The following is a 25,666-nucleotide window of genomic DNA, read 5'->3' as shown; positions in this document are numbered from 1 at the left end:
GGTCATTGCTCCAGTTGGGTAAGTGCAGTGGGGGACAATTGGCTGCCGGCCAAAGGCAGGCGCAAGGTAAAGCAGGTGCCCTGGCCCAGGGTGGAATGCACTTCCATCTGGCCCTTGTGGTTGTTGGTGATGATGAAATACGACACCGACAGCCCAAGCCCGGTGCCCTGGCCGATTTCCTTGGTGGTGAAGAACGGCTCGAAGGTGCGCTTGCGCACGCTTTCGCTCATGCCAATGCCGTTATCTTCCACCTGGATTTCGGCCCATGGCGGATTGAGTCGGGTGCGCAGGATGATCCGTCCGGGCTCGCTGTCGTCCTCGCGCAGGTGGATGGCCTGGGCGGCATTTTTCAACAGGTTGAGCAGCACTTGTTCCAGTTCGTTGGCGGTGCCGGGCACCGGGCCCAACTGCGGGTCGAATTGGCGAATGATCGCCTGCCCCTTGAAGTCGAAGCCGATGGTCAGGTCAAAATCATTGCCGGCGATTTCCACGGCTTGATCGATCAGCGCGGGCAAGTCGCAGGGTGCCATTTGCCGGTTGCTGCGGCGGCTGAAGCTGAGCATATGGGTAACGATCTTCGCCGCCCGCGCCCCGGCTTGCTGGATGCCGTCAAGCAGTTGCGGCACTTCGCGGCCTTCGAGGTAGCGGTTGACCGTTGCCAGCTCGATGCCGGCCTGTTCGGCGTATTCCAGGTTTTTCGGCAAATCGGCCGACAGCCGACGGCGGATGTTCTGCACGTTGTGCAGGATCGCGCCCAGCGGGTTGTTGATCTCGTGGGCCATGCCGGCCGCGAGCCCCCCGACGGACAGCATTTTTTCCGACTGCACCATCATTTCTTCCAGAGACAGGCGCTGGGTGATGTCGTCGATGCGGATCACCACGCCGCGCCCCGCGCCGCCCGTCAGCGGGTAGAAGGTCAGGGCGTAATGCCTGGGCTCGTCATCCTTGATCCAGGTGACGCGTTCGATGCGTTCCACCACATGCTGCTCGATCGTGGCCTTGATCTGCGGCAGAAACGGCTTGAGCGGCTGGAACGCGAGGAAGATCGGCTGGTTCAGCGCTTCATCCAGGCGTGTACCGGAAAGCGCGCTGGCCTCCTGGTTCCACTGGGTGACATACAGCTGCTCATCCAGCGCAATCAGCGCCGAGGGCATCGAGTCGATAATGCTGTTGAGATAGTTCTGGAAACCGGTGAGTTTTTTCTCGATCTTGCTGCGAACCTGCACTTCCAGTTCGAGTTTGCGGTTGGTGTGGCGCGTTTCTTCGGCCAGGCCTTGCGCCTGGTCATAGGCCGCCTGGGAGTCGTCCCGGGCGCGCTTGAGCTGCTGCTCGCGCGCTTCAATGCGCGACAGCATGGTGTTGAAGGCTTCCGCCAGGCTGCCAATTTCGTCGTGGTTGCCGCGCCCGGCGCGCAGGGCGTAGTTCTCTTCGCGTGTCACCTGGCGCGAAAGCTCTTCCAATTCGTAGATGGGCCGGGTGATCAGCCGCTTGATCTGGCGGGCAATCACCAACCACAACAGCACACTGAAAATCAGGATGCCAAGGCTGGCGGTGAGCGTGCCGGTGTAAAACGCCACAGGCAGCTCGCTGCTGGCCACCAGCAGCAAATGCCCGGATGCCTGGCCGGGACGGGGCAGGGTGATGACCTGGTTGCTGCGAAACTCGGTGACGCGCCACGCCTCGATGTGCCGATAGGTGTCCGGCAGGTGCAGGCGGTCGCCGTGCTGCATCTGCGCCAGGCGATTACCTTCGCCGTCGTACAGCGCAGCGGCGCGCAGTGGCGAATAACTGGTCAATTCGTTGAGCAGGGCATCGGCCTTGGCCGGCGATTCGAGGGCTTCGGCGGCAAGGGCCGGGTTAGACACCAGCCGGCCAATGGCCTGTAACGCCTGCGGTGCCATGCTTTCCTGGGAAATCCAGTAGGCGGCGCTGATAAAGGTGAGGTTGGCCACCAGCAGTACGGTGGTCAGCAGCACCAGCAGCGCGGCCAGCAGTTTCTGGCCGACCGGAAGGTTTTCAAGACGCTGGCGCAGGGGCATCAGGGTGTTCGCTGTTTAGAGACAGGCAGGCAGGGTAGCGCGTGCCTCAGTCGCTGGGCAATCCGCGTGCAACCAACTGCTCGACCAGACGTGCTTGCACGGCGTGCAGATGGGGCACGGGCAACTGGTGTCGGGCGGCTGCCCGGCAGGCGTACCCCAGCAGGTAGCTGATTTCCGTACGGCGCCGGTTGGCCACGTCCTGATACATGGAGGAAAAATTCGCGGCAGTGGCCTGGATCACCCGTTGCACTTCATCGTGAAGATTCTGCGCAGCCGCTGGCTGGCCACAGCATTGGAGCAGTTCGGTCAATTCGGCGCACAGCGTCGCGACTTCACACGGGTGCGCCTGCAGTCCGCCGTTGCGGCATTGATAAAGCACGGTCAGTGGGTTGATTGCGCAATTGAGCGCCAGCTTTCGCCACAGGCGCGTGAGCATATCGATGCTCCATTCATGGGGGATTCCAGCGGCGTGCAGATCATCCAACCATGGCGGCGCCGTCTGGCGGGACACGTCCCCCAGCCAGGTGTAGCCATGCCCGGCGAACACCACGCGCCACTCGCCGTCGCGAAACGCGCCCTCGGTGCTGGAAGCAAATACACAGTGCGCGTGGGGCTGTTCAGCGGCGACCGCGTCCTGGCTGCCCAGACCGTTCTGCAGCAGGATCAGCTCGGCGTGCGGCGCAAGGCGCTGCTGCAATTGTGCGATAGCGCCTTGTGCATCGTAGGCTTTGCACGCCACCAGCAGGCGGTGAATCGGCTCTGGGCTGTCGGGCGTTTCGGCGCTCACCGGATAAGTCTGTGCAACACCGTGCTCGACCAGCGTCAACCCTGGTCCTGTCTGATAACTGGCCAGCCGCTCTGTATTGCGCAGAATCAACCGCACCGGTACGCCGGCACGCGCCAGGCGCGTGGCCCAGAGCGTGCCAAGGCTGCCGGCGCCGAGAATGTGCCAGGTGGTCGACATCGGTTTGTGCTCCGTTGGGTCGCCTGCGATGAACAGGACGAAAGAATCGCTATAATGCCCCGGCATTTTAGCTCGGGCGCGCTCCATCTTTACTGAGCCTGCCCCTTATATTGGAGAAATGACATGCCTTCGTTCGACGTGGTATCCGAACTGGACAAACACGAAGTCACCAACGCCGTCGAGAACGCCGTCAAGGAACTGGACCGCCGCTATGACCTGAAAGGCAAGGGCAGCTTCGAGTTCAAGGAAAAGGAATTGACCGTCAACCTGACCGCTGAAGCCGATTTCCAGCTGGAAGCGATGATCGAGATCCTCAAGCTGTCGCTGGTCAAACGCAAGATCGACGCACAGTGCCTTGAAATCAAGGACGCCTACGCCTCCGGCAAGCTGATGAAACAGGAAGCCGTACTCAAGGAAGGCATCGACAAGGAGCTGGCGAAGAAAATCGTCGCCCACATCAAGGATGCCAAGCTCAAGGTGCAGGCCGCCATTCAGGGTGAGCAGGTGCGGATCACCGGCAAGAAACGTGACGACCTGCAAGAGGCCATCGCGGCCCTGCGCGCCAAGACGTTCGACATGCCGCTGCAGTTCAATAACTTCCGCGACTGATTGCAAGAGGAGAAGATAGATGGATTTGAATGCTGAAATGGATCACTTGATCAAGACCTCGCAGTCCTGGATCCCGATGATCATGGAATACGGCAGCCGAGTGTTGCTGGCCGTGATTACGCTGGCCATCGGCTGGTGGCTGATCAATGTCTTTACCAATCGCGTCGGGCGTTTGCTGGCCCTGCGTAAAGCGGACCTGGCGCTGCAGCACTTCATCACCAGCCTTGCGAACATTGCATTGAAAGTGATGCTGGTGGTCAGCGTGGCTTCGATGATCGGCGTCGCGACCACCTCGTTCGTCGCTGCGATTGGTGCCGCAACCCTGGCCATTGGCCTGGCCTTGCAGGGCAGCCTGGCCAACTTTGCCGGTGGTGTGCTGATTCTGCTGTTCCGTCCGTTTCGCATCGGCGACTGGATCGAAGCTCAGGGCACCTCCGGCACGGTCGACAGCATCCAGATCTTCCACACCGTGCTGCGCACCGGCGACAACAAGACCGTGATCGTGCCCAATGGCATTCTGTCCAACGGCATCATTACCAACACCAACCGCCAGCCGACCCGCAAGGTGGTGTTTGACGTGGGTGTGGACTACGAGGCCGACCTGCAGAAAGCCCGTGAAGTGCTGTTGGAGCTGGCAAAGGATCCGCGTGTGTTGGCTGATCCTGCACCGGCGGCGGTGGTTTCGACGCTGGGTGACAGTTCCATCACGGTTTCACTGCGCTGCTGGACCAACACGCCGGATTATTGGGACGTGGTGTTCATGTTCAATGAACTGGCGCGCGACCGGTTGAAAGCGGCGGGGATTGATATTCCGTTTCCACAGCGGGTTATTCGTGTCATGCAGGAAGCACCGACGAAGTAACAGAGAAGTGTCGCGTTTAACTTGGCCGATAGGTCAGGTTAAATGTGAAGAATGAATATAGCCCGTGAACATAGTTACTTAGCTTGCTAGTTAGTTTTGCTGAAATAGTATTGCAATAAAAAAGCCGCTCTCCTGAAACAGGGGAGCGGCTTTTTGTTTAAGGCCCAAGCCTTAAACCATCGCTGTAATTAAGCGGCTAATTACAGAATGTTCAACGGGTATTGCGCGATCAGACGCAGTTCGTCGAGCGATGGCGAACCATAAACGTTATCAGAGGAGCGATAGGTCGCTTGACGTAGACGCAGGCTCAGGTTTTTGGCTGGACCGTTCTGAACTACGTATTTGGCTTCGATATCGCGTTCCCACTCCTTACCGTTGTTGGTGAGGTTGGTGTTGGCACCACTACCTGTTACGTAGCGTGTCATGAAGCTCAGGCCTGGGATGCCAAAGGTCGCCATGTTGAGGTCGTAGCGGGCCTGGAAGGAACGTTCGTCTTCAGCGTTGAAGTCGGAACGGGCAATGGAGTTGGCCAGGAAAATTGTGCCGCCGCCGTCTACGCCGTAGCCATATTGGCCGTCGCCGCTGACTTTCTGCGCTGCCAGGGTGAAGGTGTGAGCGCCAATGGTGTACGCGCCTTGCAAGCTGAACGCGCGGTTGTCGAGCTTGGTGGTGCCGTCTTTGTCAGCACGTACCAGGCCTGCGCCTTCGCTCTTGGTGTCGTAGATGTTGAAGTCAACGGCCACGGACTGGTCATCGCTGAGTGCATGGGTCCAGTTAACGTTGGCGTAGAGCTTGCGCCAGTAGTCTTCCACTTTAGAGTAGTAGAGGCTGGTGGTGACTTCAGGCGTCCAGGAGTACACGCCGCCGACGAAGTTGGCGTCGCGCAGGCCGCGGCTCGAGCCAGGCTCGGCGCTGGAGATACTGTCCTTGTAGGTCTGGTCCTGGGCAACGATCGAGGTGAAGTGACCGGCTTCCAGCTTCAGGTCCTTGATTTCGTTGCTGGTGATGGAGATGCCTTGCGGCAGTTCCGGCAGCAGACGACTATCATCGGAGGCGAATACAGGCGCGGTGGTGTATTGATCGCCCACTTTGAGCACGGTGTTGGAAATGCGGAATTTAACCGCAGCGCCGGCTTTGGAGAACTCATCCTGCGCACGGCCATCGGAGCCGTTAGGGAACATGCCGGTGTTGGCGCGGCCCTTGCCGCTATCGAGCTTCAGACCCATCAAGCCAATCACGTCTACACCAACACCGACGGTGCCTTGGGTGTAACCCGAGCTGAACAGGCCGTGGAAGCCCAGGCCGGTTTCTTCACGACGGCTTTGGCCGGTATCGTTGTTACGGAAATCACGGCTGAAGTACAGCGTACGAGTCAGGATGCTGGCTGTACTGTCTTCAATAAAGCCCTTGGAATCGTCCTGGGCGGACGCCATTGCGAACTGCGAGGTGCCTGCTGAAACAGCGAGGGCGATCATGCTCCACTTCATCACGCGCATCGTGATTTGCTCCTTTGGTTTTAGGAAGAGTACTGCCGTCCCACCTGTATTTTTATCTGGGCGGCTCTTTCTTTTTTGTGTCGGCGCAAAGTTATATCACGCAGACCCTATTGACGATACTTACCCAACTTTCCTTTCAGCTTCTTTACGAGGCTGTCGTAAATCGCTAGCTCCCTGTCGCAAATTCACAGCCCAACTGTAACCGGGCTGACAACTTCAATACTGTCTTCCTTCAAACCGGTTTCAAAGTTTGAACGCTTCCCTGATGCGCATTGAATCGCTGCTGTTCTTATCGCGAAACACCTGCATCCACGGGTGCCGTTGCCGACGATAGGAGGAAGCTTGCAACAAGCGTGCACAAACCGGTAATCGAATGTCATTTTTTCGTGAAAAACGTGAAAAGCCTGTAAACGCTGCATAAAAACGGGCTTTCTGGGCGGTTTGGCCTGTGCTGAATGCACACCGCTTGCCCGTGCCTTGCGTTACACGAAACCCGCGCCGTGGCAAAACGTTACCGGTTCACCCCAACGAGTGGGTACTCGGCGAATCGCTTTGAAGCACGGGCGGATCATTTTGGTGCGTCCTGTCCAGGCCCGTTGCTGCGTAGCCCCCACACGTGCTTGCCTCGAAAGGGTGCAGGTTTTTTTCCGTCCTGCGCCGCCGCCTTCCTGCATTCGCCGTGAAGCCTTGCGCAATCGAAGGTATGCTGGGGCGCAAAACCTGACCTGTTCAATGGAGTGCCCGCAGTGTTCGCACTGGATCAACGCCTGCAACAAGACACGCTGACCCTCGGGGATTTCCCGCTGTGCCGGCTGCTGCTGTCCAATGACTCGAATTATCCCTGGTTCATCCTGGTACCGCGTATCGACGGTATCAGTGAAGTGTTTCAGCTGAATGTCGCGGACCAGCAGGTGCTGTGGCAGGAAACCACAACCCTGGCGCACTTGCTGAACGAGGGCCTTGGCGCCGACAAGATGAACATTGGCGCATTGGGTAATGTCGTCAGCCAGTTGCATGTGCACGTCATCGTGCGCAAGCGTGATGACGCCGCCTGGCCCGCGCCGGTTTGGGGCAAACATCCGGCCCGTCCCTACACGCCTGAGCAAGTGACGGCCATTCGTGCGCAATTGCGTGGCCTGCTGCCTGCCGACTTCATCTTCACCCAGGACTGAATCATGGACCTGCAAGACCGCGTCACCGACCTGGAAAGCCGCCTGGCCTTCCAGGACGACACCATCGAAACCCTCAACGATATCCTGGTCACCCAGCAGCGCGCCGTCGAGCGCTTGCAACTGCAGATCGCTGCCCTGCTCAAGCGCCAGGAAGAAATGGGTGGCCAGTTCGAGTCATCCGAAGAAGAAGCGCCGCCGCCTCACTATTAATGGGCGTGCAATAAAAAACCGCGACCCGGCCAATGCCGGATCGCGGTTTTTTTGCTGCGAAGGTGTGTGAATCAGCGACGCGGCAGCGCGGCGATCACATCTTCGGCTTGCAGGCCTTTGTCGCGGTTCATTACCGAGAACTCCACACGCTGGCCTTCGACCAGAACGCGATGGCCTTCGCCGCGGATGGCCCGGAAGTGGACGAAGATATCATCGCCCGAATCGCGGGAAATAAAGCCGAAGCCCTTGGAGGTATTGAACCACTTGACGGTCCCGGTATCCCGGTTGGTCATGTCGTAATTTTGCGACGCGGCCGCTGGGGACGAACGGTAGAAGCTGATGGCCAGGTGAAGAACGATGGCGACCACAGCAATAACCAGGCTGAGCAGAATGGCCGGGTGACCGCCGACTTCAGGCATGGGTGCCAGGAGGGTGAGAGTTTGCACGACAACGGCCAGTACCAGCAGCGCGCTGACCAGGTTTTGCAGTTGATGACGCGTGCCTTTGTTCCAGTAAGGGATTACCGGTGCGAGCGTCAGGTTCAGCAGGCCGAACAAGGCCAGGTACAGAGCATCATGTTGTTGCAGGTAGGGCAGGCTTTCAGGCTGCAGGCTCGGGATAAAGGACAGCAGCAAAGCCGCAACGCCCGTTAGCAGGTGGACGATTTTCAACATTTTGATTAACTCACTTTAAGACGGATCACGAGGAAGAGCTGACTGGCACGGTTCGCTTCTGAACAATGGGAGGCGTTGGGCACGTGCGCGGGGATCAGCCTATGTGACGTGCCGCACAGATAAACGGCAGCCACACGGCACCTATTTAACAGCAAAGGCTGTGCCTACTCAAATCAAGCATGGTGGGGACTTGTGCGGAGCGCGGCATTTCTGCTTCAAACGCTTGTCCTAGACGGATGCAGGCTTTTCGAGCGGCGTTCAGGCATTTCTTGCTAGAGTGGCCGTTCATTTGATCAATGAATACTCATCAATTGAAGGGGAAACACATGGCAATCGATATTGGTATCAGTGAAGAAGATCGTAAATCCATCGTCGACGGACTTTCACGGTTGCTGTCCGATACCTACGTACTGTATCTGAAGACCCACAATTTCCATTGGAACGTCACCGGCCCCATGTTTCGCACGCTGCACTTGATGTTTGAGGAGCAGTACAACGAGCTGGCGCTGGCGGTGGATTCCATTGCCGAGCGTATCCGTGCCCTGGGGTTCCCTGCACCGGGTGCCTACTCGATTTATGCCCGCCTGTCCTCGATCAAGGAAGAAGAGGGTGTGCCCAGCGCCGAAGAGATGATCAAACAGCTGGTGGCCGGTCAGGAAGCCGTCACGCGTACCGCTCGTGGCATCTTCCCGTTGCTCGACAAAGTCAGCGATGAGCCGACGGCAGACCTGTTGACCCAGCGCATGCAGGTGCACGAGAAAACGGCGTGGATGCTGCGCTCCCTGCTCGAAAATCAGTAAACGTCGTACACCGGTGGCGCCGTGCTGGCGCCGCCTGCGTGTTTCCGCGCACTTCCTGGCGTTGTCCTACGCCCATCTACTCCCCGTCTTCTGGCTGCCTGCCGCGCCCTGCTGTTTTATAGAGCCATTGCCCAATGGGAAGTCCCATGGGCTGCTGTTTGGCAATGGAGTGTCAGGTGTATGTCACGTGGAGTCGGTAATGGAGTAATGGAAACCGCTGGTTTTCATAAGATAAAGGTCGACCCGTTTGCAAAAGGGTTCGATATGGGGCTGGCCAAGCCACTGTCCCGGTCAGTCAGGCTCAATGGGTTTTCCACCTGCCTGCGGCTCGAACAGATCTATTGGAATATCCTCACGGAAATTGCCAGGATCAATACCTGCTCGGTCAGTGCGCTGTTGTCCTATGTCGATCGGGAAGTGCATTTGCGCTACGGCGGCGTGAAGAACTTCAGCGGGCTGGTGAGGGTGGTGTGCGTAGTGCATGTATTGAACGGCTGCGTCACCCCCTCCTGCCCAGGTTAGTTCGGTGGTGCTTCGGGCCGGCCTGCCACCCAGGCTGGTCGGCCCTGGGCAGAAAGCCGGCTGCGCTGCCTCGATTTACCAGATATAATCCCGCGCTTTGCTGCGCATGCCGGGGCTTTATGCACAACGGCAGGGCGTGGCGCAGCAGGTTTTGATCGCCGAGACATCTCAATGCCCATGTACGACTATCAATGCGCTTCCTGTGGTCATCAATTGGAAGCCATTCAAAAGATCAGCGCCGCGCCGTTGGTCGATTGCCCAGCCTGTCAGGCGCCTGAATTGAAAAAAATGATGTCCATGCCAGGCTTCCGCCTCAGCGGCAATGGTTGGTACGAGACCGATTTCAAGACCGGCGCCAAGAAGAACCTGGCGGGCGGCGACAAGGCAGACTGAGTTGAACTCTACGCGCAGGCTCCTGCATTATCCGTCCCCTGCATAACTGTACGGTGACGAGGCGGGCCTCCACCGAATTTCGAATTACGAGAAGTGAAACCACGACCATGATGCGCAGCCACTATTGCGGCCAACTGAACGAGACCCTGGAAGGTCAGGAAATCACCCTTTGCGGATGGGTTCACCGTCGCCGCGACCACGGCGGGGTGATCTTCCTCGATATCCGTGATCGTGATGGTCTGGCCCAGGTGGTATTCGACCCGGACCGCGCCGAGAGCTTCGCTGCCGCCGACCGCGTGCGCAGCGAATACGTGGTCAAGATCACCGGCAAGGTGCGCCTGCGTCCGGCCGGTGCCGTGAACAAGAACATGGCGTCCGGCGGTATCGAAGTGCTGGGCTATGAACTCGAAGTGCTGAACGAGTCGGAAACCCCGCCGTTCCCGCTGAACGAATACTCCGACGTGGGCGAAGAAACCCGCCTGCGCTATCGCTTCCTCGACCTGCGTCGTCCGGAGATGGCCGAGAAGCTGCGTCTGCGTTCGCGCATGACCACCAGCATCCGCCGCTTCCTCGACGAAAACGGCTTCCTCGACGTTGAAACGCCGATCCTCACCCGGGCCACCCCGGAAGGCGCGCGTGACTACCTGGTGCCAAGCCGTACCCACGCCGGTTCGTTCTTCGCCTTGCCGCAGTCGCCGCAGCTGTTCAAGCAATTGCTGATGGTGGCCGGCTTCGACCGTTACTACCAGATCGCCAAGTGCTTCCGTGACGAAGATCTGCGCGCCGACCGCCAGCCGGAATTCACCCAGATCGACATTGAGACCAGTTTCCTCAATGAAGAAGAGATCATGGGTCTCACCGAGCAGATGATCCGCAACCTGTTCAAGGAAGTGCTGGACCTGGAGTTCGGCGACTTCCCGCACATGACCTTCGAAGAAGCCATGCGCCGCTACGGTTCCGACAAGCCGGACCTGCGCAACCCGCTGGAACTGGTGGACGTGGCCGACCAGCTCAAAGAGGTCGACTTCAAGGTGTTCAGCGGCCCGGCCAACGACCCTAAATGCCGCATCGCCGCACTGCGTGTGCCTGGCGGCGCGAGCATGCCGCGCAAGCAGATCGACGACTACACCAAGTTCGTCGGCATCTACGGTGCCAAGGGCCTGGCGTACATCAAGGTCAACGAGCGCGCCAACGGCGTTGACGGCCTGCAATCGCCGATCGTCAAGAACATTCCGCTGGACAACCTGAACGCGATCCTCGATCGCGTCGGTGCAGTTGACGGCGACATCGTGTTCTTCGGCGCCGACAAGGCCAAGATCGTCAGCGAAGCCTTGGGCGCACTGCGTATCAAGCTCGGTCACGACCTCAACCTGCTGACCTGCGAATGGGCCCCGATGTGGGTCGTTGACTTCCCGATGTTCGAAGAGAACGACGACGGCAGCTTCAGCGCCTTGCACCACCCGTTCACCGCGCCCAAGTGCTCCCCGGCCGAGCTGGAAGCCAACCCGGCAGGCGCCTTGTCCCGCGCCTACGACATGGTATTGAACGGCACCGAGTTGGGTGGCGGTTCGATCCGTATCCACCGTAAGGAGATGCAGCAAGCGGTGTTCCGTCTGCTGGGCATCAACGAAGCGGAACAGGAAGAGAAGTTCGGCTTCCTGCTCGACGCCCTCAAGTACGGCGCGCCGCCACACGGTGGCCTGGCCTTCGGTCTGGACCGTCTGGTCATGCTGATGACCGGTGCTCAGTCGATTCGTGAAGTGATCGCCTTCCCGAAAACCCAGAGCGCTGCAGACGTCATGACCCAGGCGCCAGGTGTGGTGGATGCCAAGGCACTGCGCGAACTGCACATTCGGCTGCGCGAGACGCCAAAGGCTGAGTGAGGCTGCTGCGTGCTGGCGCACTGAGGTTTACGCAGTTAAAAAAGGCGCATCTTCGGATGCGCCTTTGCGTTACAAGGGTTGTATTGCGCCGCAAGCGTGATTGATAAGGTTTCTAGAGAATTTTTGGAGTTGTGTTATGGCTGGCCATTCCAAGTGGGCGAACATCAAGCACCGCAAAGAGCGTCAGGATGCCAAGAAAGGCAAGATTTTCACCAAGTGGATCCGTGAACTGACCGTCGCCGCCCGTCAGGGTGGCGGCGACCCGGGCTCCAACCCGCGCCTGCGCCTGGCGCTGGACAAGGCGCTGGGCGCCAACATGAGCCGCGACATCATCGACCGCGCCGTGGCCCGTGGTGCCGGCGCCGCCGACACCGACGACATGGTCGAACTGACCTACGAAGGCTACGGCCCGGGCGGCGTGGCGGTGATGGTCGAGTGCATGACCGACAACCGCAACCGCACTGCCGCTGCCGTGCGCCATGCGTTCAGCAAGTGCGGGGGCAACCTCGGTACCGACGGTTCGGTGGCCTACCTGTTCGAGCGCAAGGGCCAGATATCCTTCGCGCCGGGTGTGGATGAAGATGCGCTGATCGAAGCGGCGATGGAGGCCGATGCCGACGACGTGGTGACCAACGAAGACGGTTCCATCGACGTGTTCACCTCGTTCGCCGGCTTCTATGCCGTGCGCACTGCACTGGAAGCTGCCGGCTTCAAAGGCACCGACGCGGAAATCGTGATGCTGCCGACCACCAGCGCCGAGCTGGACCTGGACGGTGCACAAAAAGTGCTGAAGATGCTGGATATGCTCGAAGACCTGGATGATGTGCAGAACGTGTATTCCAACGCTGACATCCCTGAATCCGTCGCCGAACAACTAGGCTGAAGGACGACGCAGGTTCAAATGTGGGGGGGCTTGCTCCCGATAGCGGTGGTTCAGTCGAGTAATAGATAACTGACTCACCGCCATCGGGAGCAAGCCCCCTCCCACAGTTGAACCTGGTGTATCAAAAAATGTGTTTATCCAACCCGCAGGCGCTATGACTTTAATCCTTGGTATCGACCCCGGTTCGCGCATCACCGGTTTTGGCGTGGTGCAACACACCCCGCGTGGCTGCGTCTATGTGGCCTCGGGCTGCATCCGCACCGGGGCGGGCGAGCTGGCTGAGCGTCTGCAAATTGTCTATCGCGGCGTGCGTGAAGTGATCCAGACCTATGGCCCGGTTACCATGGGCATCGAAAAAGTGTTCATGGCCAAGAACGCCGACTCCGCGCTCAAGCTCGGCCAGGCCCGGGGTGCCGCCATTGTGGCGGGTGCCGAGGAGGGCATGGAGATCGCCGAATACACCGCGACCCAGGTCAAACAGGCCGTGGTTGGCACGGGTGGGGCGAATAAAGAGCAGGTGCAGATGATGGTCATGCATATGCTCAAACTCACCGCCAAACCGCAGATCGACGCCTCCGACGCCCTGGCCATTGCCATTTGCCATGCGCACACCCGATCCAGTCTGCTGCCCCACGGGCTTGGCACGGCACGTAGTCGTGGCGGGCGCCTGCGTCTCTGATAGCATCAGCGTTATTTCCGGTCAGGCGTCGATCTGGCCCTATGCTTTTTAAGGATCCGAACCGTGATTGGACGCCTGCGCGGCACCCTGGCTGAGAAACAGCCGCCGCACCTGATTCTGGATGTAAACGGGCTTGGGTATGAGCTTGAAGTGCCCATGACCACCTTGTACCGCCTACCGTCGGTCGGTGAGCCGATTACTTTGCACACTCACTTGGTGGTGCGCGAAGACGCGCAATTGCTCTATGGTTTCATCGGCAAGCGCGACCGCGATTTTTTCCGCGAACTGATTCGCTTGAACGGCGTAGGGCCGAAACTGGCGCTGGCGTTGATGTCGAGCCTGGAAGTGGATGAGCTGGTGCGGGCGGTGTCGGCCCAGGACACCTCGGCGCTGACCAAGGTGCCGGGGGTGGGCAAGAAGACCGCCGAGCGCTTGCTGGTGGAACTCAAGGACCGCTTCAAGGCCTGGGAAGTCGTACCGAACATGTTCGCGCTGGTGCCGAACCAGCCGGACATGCCGGCGGGGCAGGTCGCCAGCGCCGAAAGTGATGCGGTCAGTGCGCTGATTTCCCTGGGCTACAAGCCGCAGGAGGCCAGCAAGGCGGTATCGGCCATCAAGGACAAGAACCTGAGCAGCGAAGACATGATCCGCCGAGCCCTGAAGGGAATGATTTAAGTGATTGAAGCTGATCGTCTGATTGCGGCCACCGGCCCGCGCGACCGTGAAGAAGTCCAGGACCGCGCCATCCGCCCGCTGAGTCTGGCCGACTACATCGGCCAGCCCACCGTGCGCGAGCAGATGGAGCTGTTCATCCAGGCCGCGCGCGGGCGCAGCGAGTCCCTGGACCACACCCTGATCTTCGGTCCGCCGGGGCTGGGTAAAACCACCCTGGCCATGATCATCGCCAATGAAATGGGCGTGTCGATCAAGTCCACCTCGGGCCCGGTGCTTGAGCGTCCCGGCGACCTCGCGGCGCTGCTGACCAACCTTGAACCGCATGACGTGCTGTTTATCGACGAGATTCATCGGTTGTCGCCGATTGTCGAGGAAGTGCTGTACCCGGCCATGGAAGACTTCCAGCTCGACATCATGATCGGCGAGGGGCCGGCTGCCCGTTCGATCAAGCTCGACCTGCCGCCCTTTACCCTGGTGGGTGCGACCACCCGTGCAGGCATGCTGACCAACCCGCTGCGCGACCGTTTCGGTATCGTTCAGCGTCTGGAGTTCTACAGCACGGCGGACCTGGCGACCATTGTCATACGGTCGGCAGGTATTCTCGGCCTGCCGCTGGACCCTGAAGGTGCCTTTGAAATCGCCCGTCGGGCTCGCGGCACGCCACGTATCGCCAACCGTCTGCTGCGCCGCGTACGCGACTTTGCCGAGGTGCGCGCCAAGGGGCATATCACCAAAGCCGTGGCGGACCTGGCGCTGAACCTGCTGGATGTGGACGAGCATGGCTTCGATCACCAGGATCGACGCCTGCTCCTGACCATGATCGAGAAGTTCGACGGTGGCCCGGTAGGGGTCGACAGCCTTGCCGCCGCTATCAGCGAAGAGCGCCATACCATCGAGGATGTGCTGGAGCCGTACCTGATCCAGCAAGGCTACATCATGCGCACGCCGAGGGGGCGAGTGGTGACGCGTCATGCTTATTTGCACTTCGGGTTAAATATTCCGTCACGATTGGGAGAGATGCCCGTGGTAGACGAATTCCTCGATGCAGTGGACGATTAAAAGCTTGCGCCGCGCGATTTATCTGAGGTTTGTGCTGTCCCAGTGTCTGGCGTCGTCATTCAGTCGTTGTAAATATTCTTCAGGATGAAGAACGGGAATGAAAAAACAGTGGCGGGCCGGATTGGCAACCTGAGGAGTAAGCACTAGAGTATGCGCGCGCAAAACGTGGATCAGTCGTTCGTACATCGCTGTCGCGTTTATTACGAGGACACCGATGCCGGCGGCATCGTGTATTACGTCAATTACCTCAAGTTCATGGAACGGGCTCGAACCGAGCGGCTAAGGGAGCTGGGCTTTGCCCAATCCACGCTGGCAGGGGAGGACCTGTTATTCGTCGTGCATTCCAGTGAGGCGCGCTACCACTCACCTGCGCGCCTGGACGACGAGTTGCTGGTCAGCGCTGAAGTAATCGAATTGAACCGTGTCAGCCTGCGTTTCAAACAGCAGGTCAGGCGGGCAACGGATGCAACGCTGCTCTGTGAGGGGCAGTTTCTGGTGGCGTGTGTGCGCACCAATAGTTTGAAACCTCGGGCCATTCCCGAAACTCTACGTGCGGCCTTTGCCGCCGTGAGCGGCGCGGGTAAACAATCAGAGCAGGAGATTTAGCGTGGAACCTACCGTCGTCGACCATTCCTCCATGTGGAGCCTGGTCAGCAATGCCAGTGTTGTGGTTCAACTGGTCATGCTGACCCTGGTAGCCGCATCGGTTACCTCTTGGGTCATGATTTTCCAGCGCAGCAACATGCTGCGTGCCGGTCGACGTGCCCTGGAGAGCTTCGAGGAGCGCTTCTGGTCGGGTATCGACCTGTCCAAGCTGTACCGTCAGGCTGGCAGCAACCCGGACCCGGATTCGGGTGTGGAGCAGATCTTCCGTGCCGGTTTCAAGGAGTTTTCCCGTCTGCGTCAGCAGCCCGGCGTCGATCCGGAAGCCGTTATGGAAGGCGTGGCCCGTGCCATGCGCGTCGCCATTTCCCGTGAAGAAGAGAAGCTTGAGCAAAGCTTGCCGTTCCTGGCCACTGTGGGTTCCGTCAGCCCGTACATCGGCCTGTTCGGCACCGTGTGGGGCATCATGAACTCGTTCCGCGGCCTGGCCCAGGCCCAGCAGGCGACCCTGGCCACCGTGGCCCCGGGTATCGCCGAAGCGCTGATCGCCACCGCAATCGGCCTGTTCGCGGCGATCCCGGCAGTCATCGCCTACAACCGTTTTGCTGCCACCAGCGAGACGCTGATCGGCCGTTACTACACCTTCGCCGATGAATTCCAGGCGATCCTGCACCGTAAAGTGCACACCAGCGAAGAATAAGCAGGTAATTCCCAATGGCTTTAATCGCTCGAGCGCGCAAAAAGCGCAAGCCGGTCGCCGAGATGAACGTAGTGCCCTACATCGACGTGATGCTGGTGCTGCTGGTGATTTTCATGGTGACCGCGCCGATGCTCAACCAGGGCGTGAAGGTTGATCTGCCCAAGGTTTCCAGTGAAGCCTTGCCGCAGGACAACAACACGCAGGTGCTGACCATTTCGATCAAGTCCGACAAGACCTATTACTGGAACCTTGGCAGCGAAGTCGACACCCAGAAACAGCAGGACAAGGCCCTGACCCTGCCGGCGATGACCGATGCGGTGACCAAGATCATTCGCTCCGGCAACGAAGGCGGCAAGCGCACCCAGGTCTTCATCCGCGGCGACAAATCGGTTGACTACGGCTCCGTCATGGGCGCCATGGGCGGGCTGCAGAAGGCCGGCGTCGGTAACGTTGGCCTGATCACCGAGGCGCCCTGATGCAGCAACAGCGAGAGCCGTCCGCCTCGGAAAGCTTCTTCTGGCCTGGCGTGTGGGCGATAGCCCTGCACGTGCTGGTGTTCGGCATGCTGTTCGTCAGCTTTGCCATGACCCCGGACCTGCCGCCGGCCAAGCCGATCGTGCAGGCGACCCTGTATCAACTGAAATCGAAAAGTCAGGCTACCACCCAGACCAATCAGAAGATTGCGGGTGAGGCCCAGAAGTCGGCCGCGCGCCAGACCGAAGTCGAGCAGATGGAACAGAAGAAGGTCGAGCAGGAAGCGGTGAAGGCGGCTGCGGAACAAAAGAAAGAAGAGGCGGCTCAAAAGGCCGAGGAATCGAAAAAAGCTGACGAAGCGAAGAAAGCCGACGAGGCCAAAAAGGCTGATGAAGCCAAGAAAGCCGACAAAGCTGCCGAAGCTAAAAAAGCTGAAGAGAAACAATTGGCTGATATAGCCAAGAAGAAATCTGAAGAAGAAGCGAAAAAAGCTGCTGAAGAAGAGGCCAAGAAAAAGGCCGCTGAAGAAGCCAAGAAAAAGATTGTCGAAGACGCGAAGAAGAAAGCCGCCGAAGACGCCAAGAAAAAAGCTGAAGCAGACGAGGCGAAGAAGAAAGTCGCCGACGACGCGAAGAAGAAAGCTGCCGCCGACGCCACCAAGAAGAAGGCCCAGGAAGCAGCGCGTAAATCCGCCGAAGAGAAAAAGGCTCAGGCCCTGGCAGATTTGCTCTCCGACACGCCGCAGCGTCAGCAAGCCTTGGCCGATGAGCGTGGCGATGAAGTAGCGGGCAGTTTCGACGACCTGATTCGGGCACGGGCAGCAGAAGGCTGGACACGTCCACCTTCGGCACGTAAAGGCATGACAGTAGTGCTGCAGATCGGCATGTTGCCGGACGGTACGGTGACTTCGGTCAGCGTGGCCAAGTCCAGTGGTGACGGTTCGTTCGACAGTTCGGCGGTTGCCGCGGTCAAGAACATTGGCCGGTTGACCGAGATGCAGGGAATGAAACCAAGCGACTTCGCTCCCTATCGTTCATTCAAGATGACATTCACACCTGAGGATCTAGCCTTGTGAGAAACCTTCTTCGAGGAATGCTTGTCGTTATTTGCTGTATGGCAGGGATAGCGGCGGCGGATGAAAAGAACATCCTGGTAACCAGCGGCAGTGATCGGGCCACCCCGATCGCGGTGGTGCCGTTCGGCTGGCAGGGCGGCAGCGTGCTGCCGGATGACATGGCCCAGATCGTCAGCGACGACCTGCGCAACTCCGGCTACTACGCACCGATTCCAAAAGGCAACATGATCAGCCAGCCAACCCAGGCCAGCGAAGTCAGCTTCCGTGACTGGAAAGCAGTGGGCGCGCAGTACCTGATGGTCGGCAGCATCACGCCGGCCGGCGGTCGCCTGCAGATCCAGTACACCTTGTTCAACGTGGCCACCGAGCAGCAGGTTTTGACCGGCAGCGTGTCGGGCACTGCCGAGCAACTGCGCGACATGGCCCACTACATTTCGGACCAGTCGTTTGAAAAGCTCACCGGCATCAAAGGGGCGTTCTCCACGCGCCTGCTGTATGTCACGGCTGAGCGTTTCTCGGTGGACAACACCCGTTACACGCTGCAGCGCTCGGATTACGACGGTGCACGCGCCGTAACCCTGCTGCAATCCCGTGAGCCGATCCTGTCGCCGCGTTTTGCACCGGATGGCAAGCGTATTGCCTATGTCTCGTTCGAGCAGAAGCGCCCGCGCATCTTCGTCCAGCACATCGACACAGGGCGTCGTGAGCAGATCACCAACTTCGAAGGCCTCAACGGTGCGCCGGCCTGGTCGCCGGATGGTTCGCGCCTGGCGTTCGTGCTGTCCAAGGACGGCAACCCGGATATCTACGTGATGAACATGGCTTCGCGCCAGATCAGCCGCGTGACCAGCGGTCCTGGCATCAACACTGAACCGTTCTGGGGCAAGGATGGTTCGACCATCTACTTCACCTCGGACCGGGGCGGCAAGCCACAGATCTATAAAACGAGCGTGGGTGGTGGTGGCGCAGAACGCGTAACCTTCATTGGCAACTACAATGCTAATCCGAAGCTTTCGGCCGATGAAAAGACGTTGGTGATGATTCACCGTCAGGATGGTTTCACTAATTTCCGGGTTGCGGCCCAGGATTTGCAGCGTGGAACCGTAAAAATCCTTACAGATACCAACCTTGATGAGTCAGCCACTGTTGCGCCCAACGGCACCATGGTAATCTACGCCACCCGCCAGCAGGGCCGGGGAGTCTTGATGCTCGTGTCCATTAATGGACGCGTAAGGCTCCCGCTTCCTACCGCACAAGGCGAAGTCAGAGAACCATCCTGGTCCCCTTACCTGAACTGACGCGGCGCTACAAAAAAAGAGATTTGCTTAACACACTGGGGTTCATTAGGAGTTTCACGATGGAAATGCTGAAGTTTGGTAAGTTTGCTGCTCTGGCTCTGGCTCTGTCCGTAGCCGTTGGTTGCTCGTCCAAAGGCGGCGACAACGCCGGTGAAGGCGCAGCTGTTGATCCAAACGCTGGTTACGGCGCTAACACGGGTGCAGTTGACGGCTCCCTGAGCGAAGAAGCTGCTCTGCGCGCTATCACCACTTTCTACTTCGAATACGACAGTTCGGACCTGAAACCAGAAGCCATGCGCGCTCTGGACGTTCACGCCAAGGACCTGAAAGCTAACGGCGCTCGCGTTGTTCTGGAAGGTAACACCGACGAACGTGGTACTCGTGAGTACAACATGGCACTGGGCGAGCGTCGTGCGAAAGCCGTTCAGCGCTACCTGGTACTGCAAGGTGTTGCTCCAGGCCAACTGGAACTGGTTTCCTACGGTAAAGAGCGTCCAGTTGCTACTGGCCACGACGAGCAGTCCTGGGCTCAAAACCGTCGCGTCGAACTGCGTAAGTAATTCGTCATGCGAACGTGCCGTCGTGCTCTAACTGTATTGGCTCTCAGCCTCGCACCGCTTGCGGTGTGGGCTGCGGTTCCTGTAACGGACAGCAACTCAGGCTATAACAATAGCGGGAGCAGCTATCCGCCAGCGGGTTATGGCACGAACGGCGCCTATGCCGGGGGGGCGGCGACGTCCGCCCCTTCGGCACAGGGCGAACTGTTCAATCAGCTGCAACGCATGCAGGATCAATTGGCGCAGCAACAAGGCACCATTGAAGTTCTGCAGAATCAAGTGAATCAGCTCAAGCAAGAAGGCCTGGAGCGTTACCAGGATCTTGATCGACGTATTGGAGCCGGCGTAACACCTGCCGCTACTCCTGATAATTCTTCTGCCGGTGGCGCGCCAAGTGCCGCTGCCGGTGGTGCAGCAGCAGGGGCGGCTGCCAGCCAGGCCCCTGCCGCGAGCAGCGAACCGGGCGATCCGGCGAAGGAAAAACTGTATTACGATGCAGCCTTCGACCTGATCAAAGCCAAGGATTTCGACAAGGCGAGCCAGGCATTTGCCGCTTTCCTGCGTAAATACCCAAACAGCCAGTACGCGGGCAATGCCCAATACTGGTTGGGCGAGGTCAACCTGGCCAAGGGTGACCTGCAAGGTGCCGGCCAGGCGTTTGCCAAGGTCAGCCAGCTGTACCCCAAGCACGCCAAGGTGCCGGATTCGCTGTACAAACTCGCTGACGTAGAACGCCGCCTGGGTCATACCGACAAGGTCAAAGGCATTCTGCAGCAGGTAGTGGCCCAATATCCGGGCACCTCAGCTGCGCAGTTGGCCCAGCGGGATCTGCAGCGCTTGTAAGCCATGCAGTCCGTTCAGAAGAAACCCGCGCCTGGCGCGGGTTTTTTCGTTAGAATCCACGCCCTTTTATGACACCCGCTTCCTGGGGTCGGCGCATTGGCGCAACCCCTTGAAGTGCCTGACGGAGGCGGACAGCCTGTTTAGCTGTTACGCCCGTGGCGACTATGCAAGACACATTACGTATTACCGAAGTTTTTTACTCGTTGCAGGGTGAAACGCGAACCGCCGGCCTGCCCACGGTTTTTGTGCGCCTCACCGGTTGCCCGTTGCGCTGCCAGTACTGCGACAGCGCTTACGCCTTCAGCGGCGGCACCGTGCGCACCCTCGACGACATCCTCGAGCAGGTTGCCGGCTACCGGCCGCGCTACGTCTGTGTAACGGGCGGTGAGCCCCTGGCCCAACCGAATGCCATCCCTTTGCTCAAGCAGTTGTGCGACGCCGGCTACGAGGTGTCTCTGGAAACCAGTGGTGCGCTGGATATCTCCGCTGTCGACCCGCGTGTAAGCCGCGTGGTCGACCTCAAAACACCGGGCTCCAGGGAAGCACACCGTAACCTCTACGAGAACCTGGATTTGCTGACGGCCAACGATCAGGTCAAGTTCGTCATCTGTTCCCGTGAAGACTACGACTGGGCCAACTCCAAACTGATCCAATATGGCCTGGACCGTCGCGCCGGTGAAGTGCTGTTCTCTCCCAGCCATCACGACCTGAACGCCCGCGACCTGGCAGACTGGGTAGTGGCGGACAACCTGCCGGTGCGTCTGCAATTGCAGTTGCACAAGTACCTGTGGAACGACGAGCCTGGCCGCTGAGAGGGCCTGAAAACGGCCACAATTGCAGATGCAACGCGGTATTTCTGATTTATTTCAAATAAGGTGTTGAATAATCCTTAGAAATCAGTATTATGCGCGCCACCACACAGCGGGTCGTTAGCTCAGTTGGTAGAGCAGTTGGCTTTTAACCAATTGGTCGTAGGTTCGAATCCCACACGACCCACCATATTTGGCGGTTTAGAAAATCCGGAAGGCCCACGAAAGTGAGGATTTCCGGGTTTTTTTTTGCCTGGTTGAAAAGTCAAAATCAACCCGCTGTCAATCGCACCCCATCTTGGTTAAATTGGAGACTGCTCAACTCACGACAGGGATCGTCATGACTACGCTTTCACCCATCAGCTCCAGCCTCAGCCCGATTCTGCGTCTTGCGGGTCAACCACTTGCCGCCCAGCCACGCGATACCCCTGTTGCTGATCGACCTTCATCCGTCGTCAGTCTGGGCAACGTGGTATCCGACACGCTCTCCAGCACCTACTCTGTGCGTGGGCAACTGCCCGGCCAGGCCCCGGCGCTGGCTTGGGAGAGTGACAGTCATGACACCCTGAGCAAGGCGATCAATACCAACTTCAACGCATTATCCATTGCCAACCGCTTCAAAGGCCTGGGCGACAGTCTGGTGGCTCAGTTTGCCGTGGGCGGTACGGATATTTCCCAGTCGGTACGCTATGCAGGCGCAGAAAGTGCCGGCGAGCTCAAGCTCAGTCAGTCGCTGCTGCACAGTAAGGCCGACAATCTGGTCAGCCTTAACATCAAGACCGCCAGCGGCCAGACCATCACCTTCAGTTTATCCAGCCAGAGTGATGGCCTGGGCGTTCAGGCCACTGTGGACGGTGGCACCTTGAGCGACGATGAGCTCAAGGCCGTCGGTCAGTTGAGCAGCGCGTTCCAGGCAGCGGTCGACGGGCTGACCGCCGTGCCGCCGAAGCTCGATCTGGGCGGCCTGACCCGGTTCGATTCCGGAATATTGGCATCCGTCGACCTCAACGCCAGGTTGGAGATAGCGGACACGCAGCAGCAGACCCTTGCGTTTCACGCCGACAACCAGAGCCGTACCACCCGCATGAGTGGTGCGGATGGCGAATTGAGCCTCGCGGTGGACCTGAAAAACGCTGCGATCCTCGGCGAAGCTCAGCAACAGGCCAAGGCGCTGAAAAGCTACCTGGCTCAGTTTGATCGAGTGCAGGAGCGGGGCAATGCCAAGGCGCCATTGATGGGCATGTTCAAGGACGCGTTCAGCGCCATGAACAGCAATTATCCTCAAGGTGCCGCTGCACCCGAGGCCCTGACCCGCAATCCGGCAGATCAGCGCTTGCTCAGTGGCTTGGCTGACTTCAAGGCATCGATCAAACAGGCCAGCGAGGCTTCCAACCCGATGCGTCCGTCCGAGGTCGATAGCTTTGCCTACGACGTGGCGCAGAACACCCGCGTGGGTGGCAGCAGCACGTTGGACCGCAGCGTGACCCAGGATCAGCAATCGAGCCTGTCCGCCAGTTTCCACAAGGATCTGAACGGCACCCTAAACCCCGCGCTCGGCACCACGGCCGAATCGCAGAATTACCTTTATGTGCAGGTCGAGGACACGGCCAGCAGCTCGACCCATCTGGGGTATAAGGAAGGAATGCTTACCCGGGCCTCTGTCTCGCAGTCCGCAAGCCAGGATACGCGTACGCAAAAATACGTGATGGGCAAGCAGGTCGACGAGACGTTTGTGCCCCGGCACGCTTCGGCCAGGCGTGACTACGTGGCATTGCTGGAACACGCGGCAAGGGAAAGCAATAAGTCCAGGGAGGCGCTGGAAGAGCCTACGCTCAAGGAGGCATTGGCGCACATGCATGCCGCTGTGCTGCTGCAGGAAGATCCCTCCGCCCTGTCGCGCTGACAACGTCCATAAAACAGGAAACCCGGTTTCCTGTTTTATGGCCTGACAGATGCGCACGTCAGCGCCAGATTAGGCTTTTGAATCGATTCGATATTCTGTAGCCTTGCGCAGCTTCACCCGTGCTTGATGAACACAATCACTTCGTCCGGCGGCGCCCGAAGGGCTCCAGAGCCGGTGGTACACTCGACTTTCGCGCAACTGCGCCTGCAGGTCTTGCGAACATGACGCACATTTCCGAACGCCTACTGGTTCAAGCCCATCTCGACGCCAAGGCGCCCAAGGCCCTCAGCGCCGACGAAGAGGCCGCCCTGCGCGTCGCTATCGCCGCCGAGCTCAACGCTCAGGACGCGGTGCTGGTTGCCCACTTTTACTGCGATCCGGTGATTCAGGCCCTGGCCGAAGAAACCGGTGGCTGCGTCTCCGACTCCCTTGAAATGGCGCGCTTCGGCGCTGCTCACCCGGCCAAAACCGTACTGGTGGCCGGCGTGCGTTTCATGGGCGAGACCGCCAAGATCCTCACCCCTGAAAAGCGCATCCTCATGCCGACCCTGGAAGCCACCTGCTCCCTGGACCTGGGCTGCCCGGTGGATGAGTTTTCGGCGTTTTGCGATCAGCATCCCGAGCGCACCGTGGTGGTGTATGCCAACACCTCGGCAGCGGTCAAAGCCCGTGCCGACTGGGTGGTGACCTCCAGCTGCGCGCTGGAAATCGTCGAGAGCCTGATGGACAACGGCGAGACCATCATCTGGGGGCCGGACAAGCACCTGGGCACCTATATTCAGCGTCAGACCGGCGCCGACATGTTGCTGTGGGACGGTGCCTGCATCGTCCACGAAGAGTTCAAGTCCAAGCAGCTCGAAGACATGAAGGCGCTGTACCCGGACGCTGCGATCCTGGTGCACCCCGAGTCGCCGACCGCCGTGATCGAACTGGCGGATGCGGTGGGTTCCACCAGCCAACTGATCGCTGCAGCGCAGCGCATGCCGAACAAGACCTTCATCGTGGCGACGGACCGCGGCATCTTCTACAAGATGCAGCAGCTGTGCCCGGACAAGGTTTTTGTCGAAGCGCCCACAGCGGGCAACGGCGCCGCATGCCGCAGTTGCGCGCACTGCCCGTGGATGGCGATGAATACCCTGGAGCGCACGTTGCAGTGCTTGCGTGAGGGCAGTAACGAGATATTCGTCGAGCCGTCGGTGATCCCCCATGCGGTGCGCCCGCTCAAGCGCATGCTGGATTTCACCCAGGCTGCGCGGCTCAAGCTGGCCGGCAACGCCTGACGCCAGCCGGACATCGCTAAAATGTGGGAGGAAGCTTGCTCCCACATTTGGATTTTCATTATTTCGGAATTATTTTTTCTGCTTGGGGATTCGCACCAGTTGCGTGTCCGAGTAGATGTCATGCCAGCTGCGTTTGTGCTTATCGAACAATGACCAGACGAACCCAAGCCCCACGCACAGCCACGACGCAATCGATACCATAAAGCGCAACAGCGCCTGCCACAGGCTGATACGCGAGCCGTCGGCGTTCTGCACGCGCACGCCCCAGACCTGCATGCCCAGTGTCTGCCCGGAGTGAGTCCAGAACTTGGCAAAAAAGCCGAACAGCACAAACAGCAGGAGGGTCGACAGTATCGGGTCACCGTCCAGCGCGCCGGACTCGCTGAGCGCGCGCATGTTCGCTTCCCCCACGAACGCAATCCACACCAGCGTGTAGATAAAAGCGGTGACGATCAGCAGCGCAGTGCACAACAGAGCGTCATAGAGCATCGCTGCCAGGCGACGACTCAGGCCGGCGGCGGGGAACGCGCCTTGGGGGCTCAGCAGGGGCTTGGGCATGGCAGGGCTCTCGCAGAAAAACGCCCAGTTTACGGATTCGCGTCCATAAAAAAGCCCCTGATGTCATATCAGGGGCTTTTTGTGGCAGGCGCGATCAGCCTTCTGCTTGTACTTCGTCAGCCTGCATGCCTTTCTGGCCTTGCACAGCAACGAAAGTTACTTTCTGGCCTTCTTTCAGGCTCTTGAAGCCGTTGCCCTGGATGGCGCGGAAATGCACGAACAGATCCGGACCGCTTTCTGGCGTGATAAAACCAAACCCTTTTTCGTCATTGAACCACTTGACGGTACCGCTCTGACGTGTGGACATTTCTTCTTTCCTTTGACGCTAAAAATTAATGACAGCCCCTTTCACATGAAAGAGCACTGGGCTGGGTTGCAGGAAAGTAAGAGACGTCGAACGGGTTGTAGCAAACTACAGCAGCTACTGCCCAGGTCCAGGTTCCAAGCGACCCATGCAAACACAGTGGACAAACTCTACGCCAACTAACGCAGAAAAAACAAGCCCTGCCAAACCCCCAGTATTTACTAGGCCACGTGGCACTTTGATCAACAAACCAGCGCGACCTTATTCGATAGAGAAGTTCACTTGTTATAGGGGATTGCCTATAAGAAAGTCTATCGGCGATGCACTGTTTTATGGCGGTTG

At 59.0% G+C, this 25,666-nt stretch carries 28 protein-coding genes and 1 tRNA gene; 23 read left to right on the top strand and 6 right to left on the bottom strand.

Going from position 1 to position 25,666, the window contains the following annotated elements:
- Positions 1 to 2: 2 nt before the first annotated feature.
- Both JOE32_RS11930 and JOE32_RS11925 read right to left on the bottom strand, forming a co-directional pair.
- Complete coding sequence (locus tag JOE32_RS11930) at positions 3 to 2,039, bottom strand: ATP-binding protein (protein WP_209984266.1); 2,037 nt, start codon at positions 2,037 to 2,039, stop codon at positions 3 to 5.
- Positions 2,040 to 2,085: 46 nt separating this feature from the next.
- A complete protein-coding gene (locus JOE32_RS11925; protein WP_209984260.1) occupies positions 2,086 to 3,003 on the bottom strand; it encodes a putative 2-dehydropantoate 2-reductase in 918 nt (305 codons plus the stop codon).
- 123 nt (positions 3,004 to 3,126) lie between these two features.
- On the opposite strand from JOE32_RS11925, the gene JOE32_RS11920 reads away from it, so the two are divergent.
- The gene (locus JOE32_RS11920; RefSeq protein WP_076949757.1) at positions 3,127 to 3,612 is read left to right on the top strand and encodes a YajQ family cyclic di-GMP-binding protein; all 486 of its coding nucleotides are present in this window, start codon (positions 3,127 to 3,129) and stop codon (positions 3,610 to 3,612) included.
- 19 nt (positions 3,613 to 3,631) lie between these two features.
- Positions 3,632 to 4,474, top strand: a complete 843-nt coding sequence (locus JOE32_RS11915; protein ID WP_209984257.1) for a mechanosensitive ion channel family protein — start codon at positions 3,632 to 3,634, stop codon at positions 4,472 to 4,474.
- Positions 4,475 to 4,674: 200 nt separating this feature from the next.
- Here JOE32_RS11915 and JOE32_RS11910 read toward each other — a convergent pair whose 3' ends face one another.
- The gene (locus tag JOE32_RS11910; RefSeq protein ID WP_209984255.1) at positions 4,675 to 5,970 is read right to left on the bottom strand and encodes an OprD family porin; all 1,296 of its coding nucleotides are present in this window, start codon (positions 5,968 to 5,970) and stop codon (positions 4,675 to 4,677) included.
- A 746-nt stretch (positions 5,971 to 6,716) separates the two neighbouring features.
- Here JOE32_RS11910 and JOE32_RS11905 point away from each other — a divergent pair.
- Positions 6,717 to 7,142 (top strand): HIT domain-containing protein, encoded by a 426-nt coding sequence (locus JOE32_RS11905; RefSeq protein ID WP_209984253.1) that lies wholly within the window; start codon positions 6,717 to 6,719, stop codon positions 7,140 to 7,142.
- Positions 7,143 to 7,145: 3 nt separating this feature from the next.
- Positions 7,146 to 7,352: a SlyX family protein gene (locus JOE32_RS11900; RefSeq protein ID WP_209984251.1), complete on the top strand. Its 207-nt coding sequence runs from the start codon at positions 7,146 to 7,148 to the stop codon at positions 7,350 to 7,352.
- Between the two features lie 71 nt (positions 7,353 to 7,423).
- Here JOE32_RS11900 and JOE32_RS25140 read toward each other — a convergent pair whose 3' ends face one another.
- The gene (locus JOE32_RS25140) at positions 7,424 to 8,026 is read right to left on the bottom strand and encodes a cold-shock protein (protein WP_057007172.1); all 603 of its coding nucleotides are present in this window, start codon (positions 8,024 to 8,026) and stop codon (positions 7,424 to 7,426) included.
- A 326-nt stretch (positions 8,027 to 8,352) separates the two neighbouring features.
- On the opposite strand from JOE32_RS25140, the gene JOE32_RS11890 reads away from it, so the two are divergent.
- The 19 genes from JOE32_RS11890 (at position 8,353) to nadA (ending at position 24,462) form a co-directional block, all read left to right on the top strand.
- Entirely contained in the window at positions 8,353 to 8,826 is a 474-nt protein-coding gene (locus JOE32_RS11890; protein WP_003193874.1) for a Dps family protein, read from the top strand.
- A gap of 180 nt (positions 8,827 to 9,006) precedes the next feature.
- Positions 9,007 to 9,348, top strand: a complete 342-nt coding sequence (locus JOE32_RS11885) for a ribbon-helix-helix domain-containing protein (RefSeq protein WP_209984248.1) — start codon at positions 9,007 to 9,009, stop codon at positions 9,346 to 9,348.
- 171 nt (positions 9,349 to 9,519) lie between these two features.
- Positions 9,520 to 9,741: a zinc ribbon domain-containing protein gene (locus JOE32_RS11880; protein WP_003237677.1), complete on the top strand. Its 222-nt coding sequence runs from the start codon at positions 9,520 to 9,522 to the stop codon at positions 9,739 to 9,741.
- Positions 9,742 to 9,848: 107 nt separating this feature from the next.
- Complete coding sequence (aspS, locus tag JOE32_RS11875; RefSeq protein ID WP_209984245.1) at positions 9,849 to 11,624, top strand: aspartate--tRNA ligase; 1,776 nt, start codon at positions 9,849 to 9,851, stop codon at positions 11,622 to 11,624.
- A gap of 136 nt (positions 11,625 to 11,760) precedes the next feature.
- On the top strand, positions 11,761 to 12,507 hold the full coding sequence (locus JOE32_RS11870; RefSeq protein ID WP_209984242.1) for a YebC/PmpR family DNA-binding transcriptional regulator: 747 nt from the start codon (positions 11,761 to 11,763) through the stop codon (positions 12,505 to 12,507).
- A 154-nt stretch (positions 12,508 to 12,661) separates the two neighbouring features.
- On the top strand, positions 12,662 to 13,186 hold the full coding sequence (gene ruvC, locus JOE32_RS11865) for a crossover junction endodeoxyribonuclease RuvC (RefSeq protein WP_003237683.1): 525 nt from the start codon (positions 12,662 to 12,664) through the stop codon (positions 13,184 to 13,186).
- A gap of 63 nt (positions 13,187 to 13,249) precedes the next feature.
- A complete protein-coding gene (gene ruvA / locus JOE32_RS11860; protein ID WP_046069316.1) occupies positions 13,250 to 13,861 on the top strand; it encodes a Holliday junction branch migration protein RuvA in 612 nt (203 codons plus the stop codon).
- Positions 13,862 to 14,920, top strand: coding sequence for a Holliday junction branch migration DNA helicase RuvB (ruvB, locus tag JOE32_RS11855; protein ID WP_057007167.1), 1,059 nt, complete (start codon positions 13,862 to 13,864; stop codon positions 14,918 to 14,920). It begins immediately after the preceding gene.
- Positions 14,921 to 15,070: 150 nt separating this feature from the next.
- Complete coding sequence (gene ybgC / locus JOE32_RS11850; RefSeq protein ID WP_209984239.1) at positions 15,071 to 15,526, top strand: tol-pal system-associated acyl-CoA thioesterase; 456 nt, start codon at positions 15,071 to 15,073, stop codon at positions 15,524 to 15,526.
- A 1-nt stretch (position 15,527) separates the two neighbouring features.
- Positions 15,528 to 16,223 carry a protein TolQ gene (tolQ, locus tag JOE32_RS11845; RefSeq protein WP_003237690.1) on the top strand — a complete coding sequence of 232 codons (696 nt, stop codon included), beginning with the start codon at positions 15,528 to 15,530 and terminating at the stop codon, positions 16,221 to 16,223.
- Between the two features lie 23 nt (positions 16,224 to 16,246).
- Positions 16,247 to 16,699: a protein TolR gene (gene tolR / locus JOE32_RS11840; protein ID WP_162276088.1), complete on the top strand. Its 453-nt coding sequence runs from the start codon at positions 16,247 to 16,249 to the stop codon at positions 16,697 to 16,699.
- Entirely contained in the window at positions 16,699 to 17,772 is a 1,074-nt protein-coding gene (gene tolA, locus JOE32_RS11835; protein WP_003237694.1) for a cell envelope integrity protein TolA, read from the top strand. Before tolR ends, tolA begins: the two co-directional genes overlap by 1 nt.
- 17 nt (positions 17,773 to 17,789) lie before the next feature.
- Positions 17,790 to 19,070, top strand: a complete 1,281-nt coding sequence (gene tolB, locus JOE32_RS11830) for a Tol-Pal system beta propeller repeat protein TolB (RefSeq protein WP_032871425.1) — start codon at positions 17,790 to 17,792, stop codon at positions 19,068 to 19,070.
- Between the two features lie 59 nt (positions 19,071 to 19,129).
- Positions 19,130 to 19,630, top strand: a complete 501-nt coding sequence (gene pal, locus JOE32_RS11825) for a peptidoglycan-associated lipoprotein Pal (protein ID WP_003209827.1) — start codon at positions 19,130 to 19,132, stop codon at positions 19,628 to 19,630.
- 6 nt (positions 19,631 to 19,636) lie between these two features.
- Positions 19,637 to 20,470, top strand: a complete 834-nt coding sequence (ybgF, locus tag JOE32_RS11820) for a tol-pal system protein YbgF (RefSeq protein WP_003237697.1) — start codon at positions 19,637 to 19,639, stop codon at positions 20,468 to 20,470.
- 164 nt (positions 20,471 to 20,634) lie between these two features.
- Entirely contained in the window at positions 20,635 to 21,282 is a 648-nt protein-coding gene (queE, locus tag JOE32_RS11815; protein ID WP_209984235.1) for a 7-carboxy-7-deazaguanine synthase QueE, read from the top strand.
- 111 nt (positions 21,283 to 21,393) lie between these two features.
- Positions 21,394 to 21,469, top strand: a tRNA-Lys gene (locus tag JOE32_RS11810).
- Between the two features lie 150 nt (positions 21,470 to 21,619).
- Positions 21,620 to 23,182 carry a lactate dehydrogenase gene (locus tag JOE32_RS11805; RefSeq protein ID WP_245229018.1) on the top strand — a complete coding sequence of 521 codons (1,563 nt, stop codon included), beginning with the start codon at positions 21,620 to 21,622 and terminating at the stop codon, positions 23,180 to 23,182.
- A 221-nt stretch (positions 23,183 to 23,403) separates the two neighbouring features.
- Positions 23,404 to 24,462, top strand: a complete 1,059-nt coding sequence (nadA, locus tag JOE32_RS11800) for a quinolinate synthase NadA (protein ID WP_209984233.1) — start codon at positions 23,404 to 23,406, stop codon at positions 24,460 to 24,462.
- Positions 24,463 to 24,531: 69 nt separating this feature from the next.
- Here nadA and JOE32_RS11795 read toward each other — a convergent pair whose 3' ends face one another.
- The gene (locus tag JOE32_RS11795) at positions 24,532 to 25,020 is read right to left on the bottom strand and encodes an RDD family protein (RefSeq protein ID WP_209984231.1); all 489 of its coding nucleotides are present in this window, start codon (positions 25,018 to 25,020) and stop codon (positions 24,532 to 24,534) included.
- A 94-nt stretch (positions 25,021 to 25,114) separates the two neighbouring features.
- A complete protein-coding gene (locus JOE32_RS11790) occupies positions 25,115 to 25,327 on the bottom strand; it encodes a cold-shock protein (protein ID WP_003237709.1) in 213 nt (70 codons plus the stop codon).
- Positions 25,328 to 25,666: the final 339 nt, after the last annotated feature.

The organism is Pseudomonas sp. PvP025, from assembly GCF_017832155.1.
Lineage (GTDB): Bacteria > Pseudomonadota > Gammaproteobacteria > Pseudomonadales > Pseudomonadaceae > Aquipseudomonas.
Note: the sequence above shows the minus strand (reverse complement) of the source record. Positions and strands in the feature narration are given on the sequence as shown.

Excerpts from the sequence above, each read along its gene's own strand:
- aspS (WP_209984245.1), top strand. The coding sequence starts at position 9,849 with ATGATGCGCAGCCACTATTGCGGCCAACTGAACGAGACCCTGGAAGGT.
- JOE32_RS11930 (WP_209984266.1), bottom strand. The coding sequence starts at position 2,039 with ATGCCCCTGCGCCAGCGTCTTGAAAACCTTCCGGTCGGCCAGAAACTG.
- tolA (WP_003237694.1), top strand. The coding sequence starts at position 16,699 with ATGCAGCAACAGCGAGAGCCGTCCGCCTCGGAAAGCTTCTTCTGGCCT.
- JOE32_RS11795 (WP_209984231.1), bottom strand. The coding sequence starts at position 25,020 with ATGCCCAAGCCCCTGCTGAGCCCCCAAGGCGCGTTCCCCGCCGCCGGC.
- ybgC (WP_209984239.1), top strand. The coding sequence starts at position 15,071 with ATGCGCGCGCAAAACGTGGATCAGTCGTTCGTACATCGCTGTCGCGTT.
- JOE32_RS11900 (WP_209984251.1), top strand. The coding sequence starts at position 7,146 with ATGGACCTGCAAGACCGCGTCACCGACCTGGAAAGCCGCCTGGCCTTC.
- ybgF (WP_003237697.1), top strand. The coding sequence starts at position 19,637 with ATGCGAACGTGCCGTCGTGCTCTAACTGTATTGGCTCTCAGCCTCGCA.
- JOE32_RS11890 (WP_003193874.1), top strand. The coding sequence starts at position 8,353 with ATGGCAATCGATATTGGTATCAGTGAAGAAGATCGTAAATCCATCGTC.
- JOE32_RS11790 (WP_003237709.1), bottom strand. The coding sequence starts at position 25,327 with ATGTCCACACGTCAGAGCGGTACCGTCAAGTGGTTCAATGACGAAAAA.
- JOE32_RS25140 (WP_057007172.1), bottom strand. The coding sequence starts at position 8,026 with ATGTTGAAAATCGTCCACCTGCTAACGGGCGTTGCGGCTTTGCTGCTG.
- JOE32_RS11925 (WP_209984260.1), bottom strand. The coding sequence starts at position 3,003 with ATGTCGACCACCTGGCACATTCTCGGCGCCGGCAGCCTTGGCACGCTC.
- JOE32_RS11915 (WP_209984257.1), top strand. The coding sequence starts at position 3,632 with ATGGATTTGAATGCTGAAATGGATCACTTGATCAAGACCTCGCAGTCC.
- nadA (WP_209984233.1), top strand. The coding sequence starts at position 23,404 with ATGACGCACATTTCCGAACGCCTACTGGTTCAAGCCCATCTCGACGCC.
- JOE32_RS11885 (WP_209984248.1), top strand. The coding sequence starts at position 9,007 with ATGTCACGTGGAGTCGGTAATGGAGTAATGGAAACCGCTGGTTTTCAT.
- pal (WP_003209827.1), top strand. The coding sequence starts at position 19,130 with ATGGAAATGCTGAAGTTTGGTAAGTTTGCTGCTCTGGCTCTGGCTCTG.
- JOE32_RS11920 (WP_076949757.1), top strand. The coding sequence starts at position 3,127 with ATGCCTTCGTTCGACGTGGTATCCGAACTGGACAAACACGAAGTCACC.
- JOE32_RS11870 (WP_209984242.1), top strand. The coding sequence starts at position 11,761 with ATGGCTGGCCATTCCAAGTGGGCGAACATCAAGCACCGCAAAGAGCGT.
- queE (WP_209984235.1), top strand. The coding sequence starts at position 20,635 with ATGCAAGACACATTACGTATTACCGAAGTTTTTTACTCGTTGCAGGGT.
- JOE32_RS11910 (WP_209984255.1), bottom strand. The coding sequence starts at position 5,970 with ATGCGCGTGATGAAGTGGAGCATGATCGCCCTCGCTGTTTCAGCAGGC.
- ruvC (WP_003237683.1), top strand. The coding sequence starts at position 12,662 with ATGACTTTAATCCTTGGTATCGACCCCGGTTCGCGCATCACCGGTTTT.
- JOE32_RS11880 (WP_003237677.1), top strand. The coding sequence starts at position 9,520 with ATGCCCATGTACGACTATCAATGCGCTTCCTGTGGTCATCAATTGGAA.
- tolB (WP_032871425.1), top strand. The coding sequence starts at position 17,790 with ATGCTTGTCGTTATTTGCTGTATGGCAGGGATAGCGGCGGCGGATGAA.
- JOE32_RS11805 (WP_245229018.1), top strand. The coding sequence starts at position 21,620 with ATGACTACGCTTTCACCCATCAGCTCCAGCCTCAGCCCGATTCTGCGT.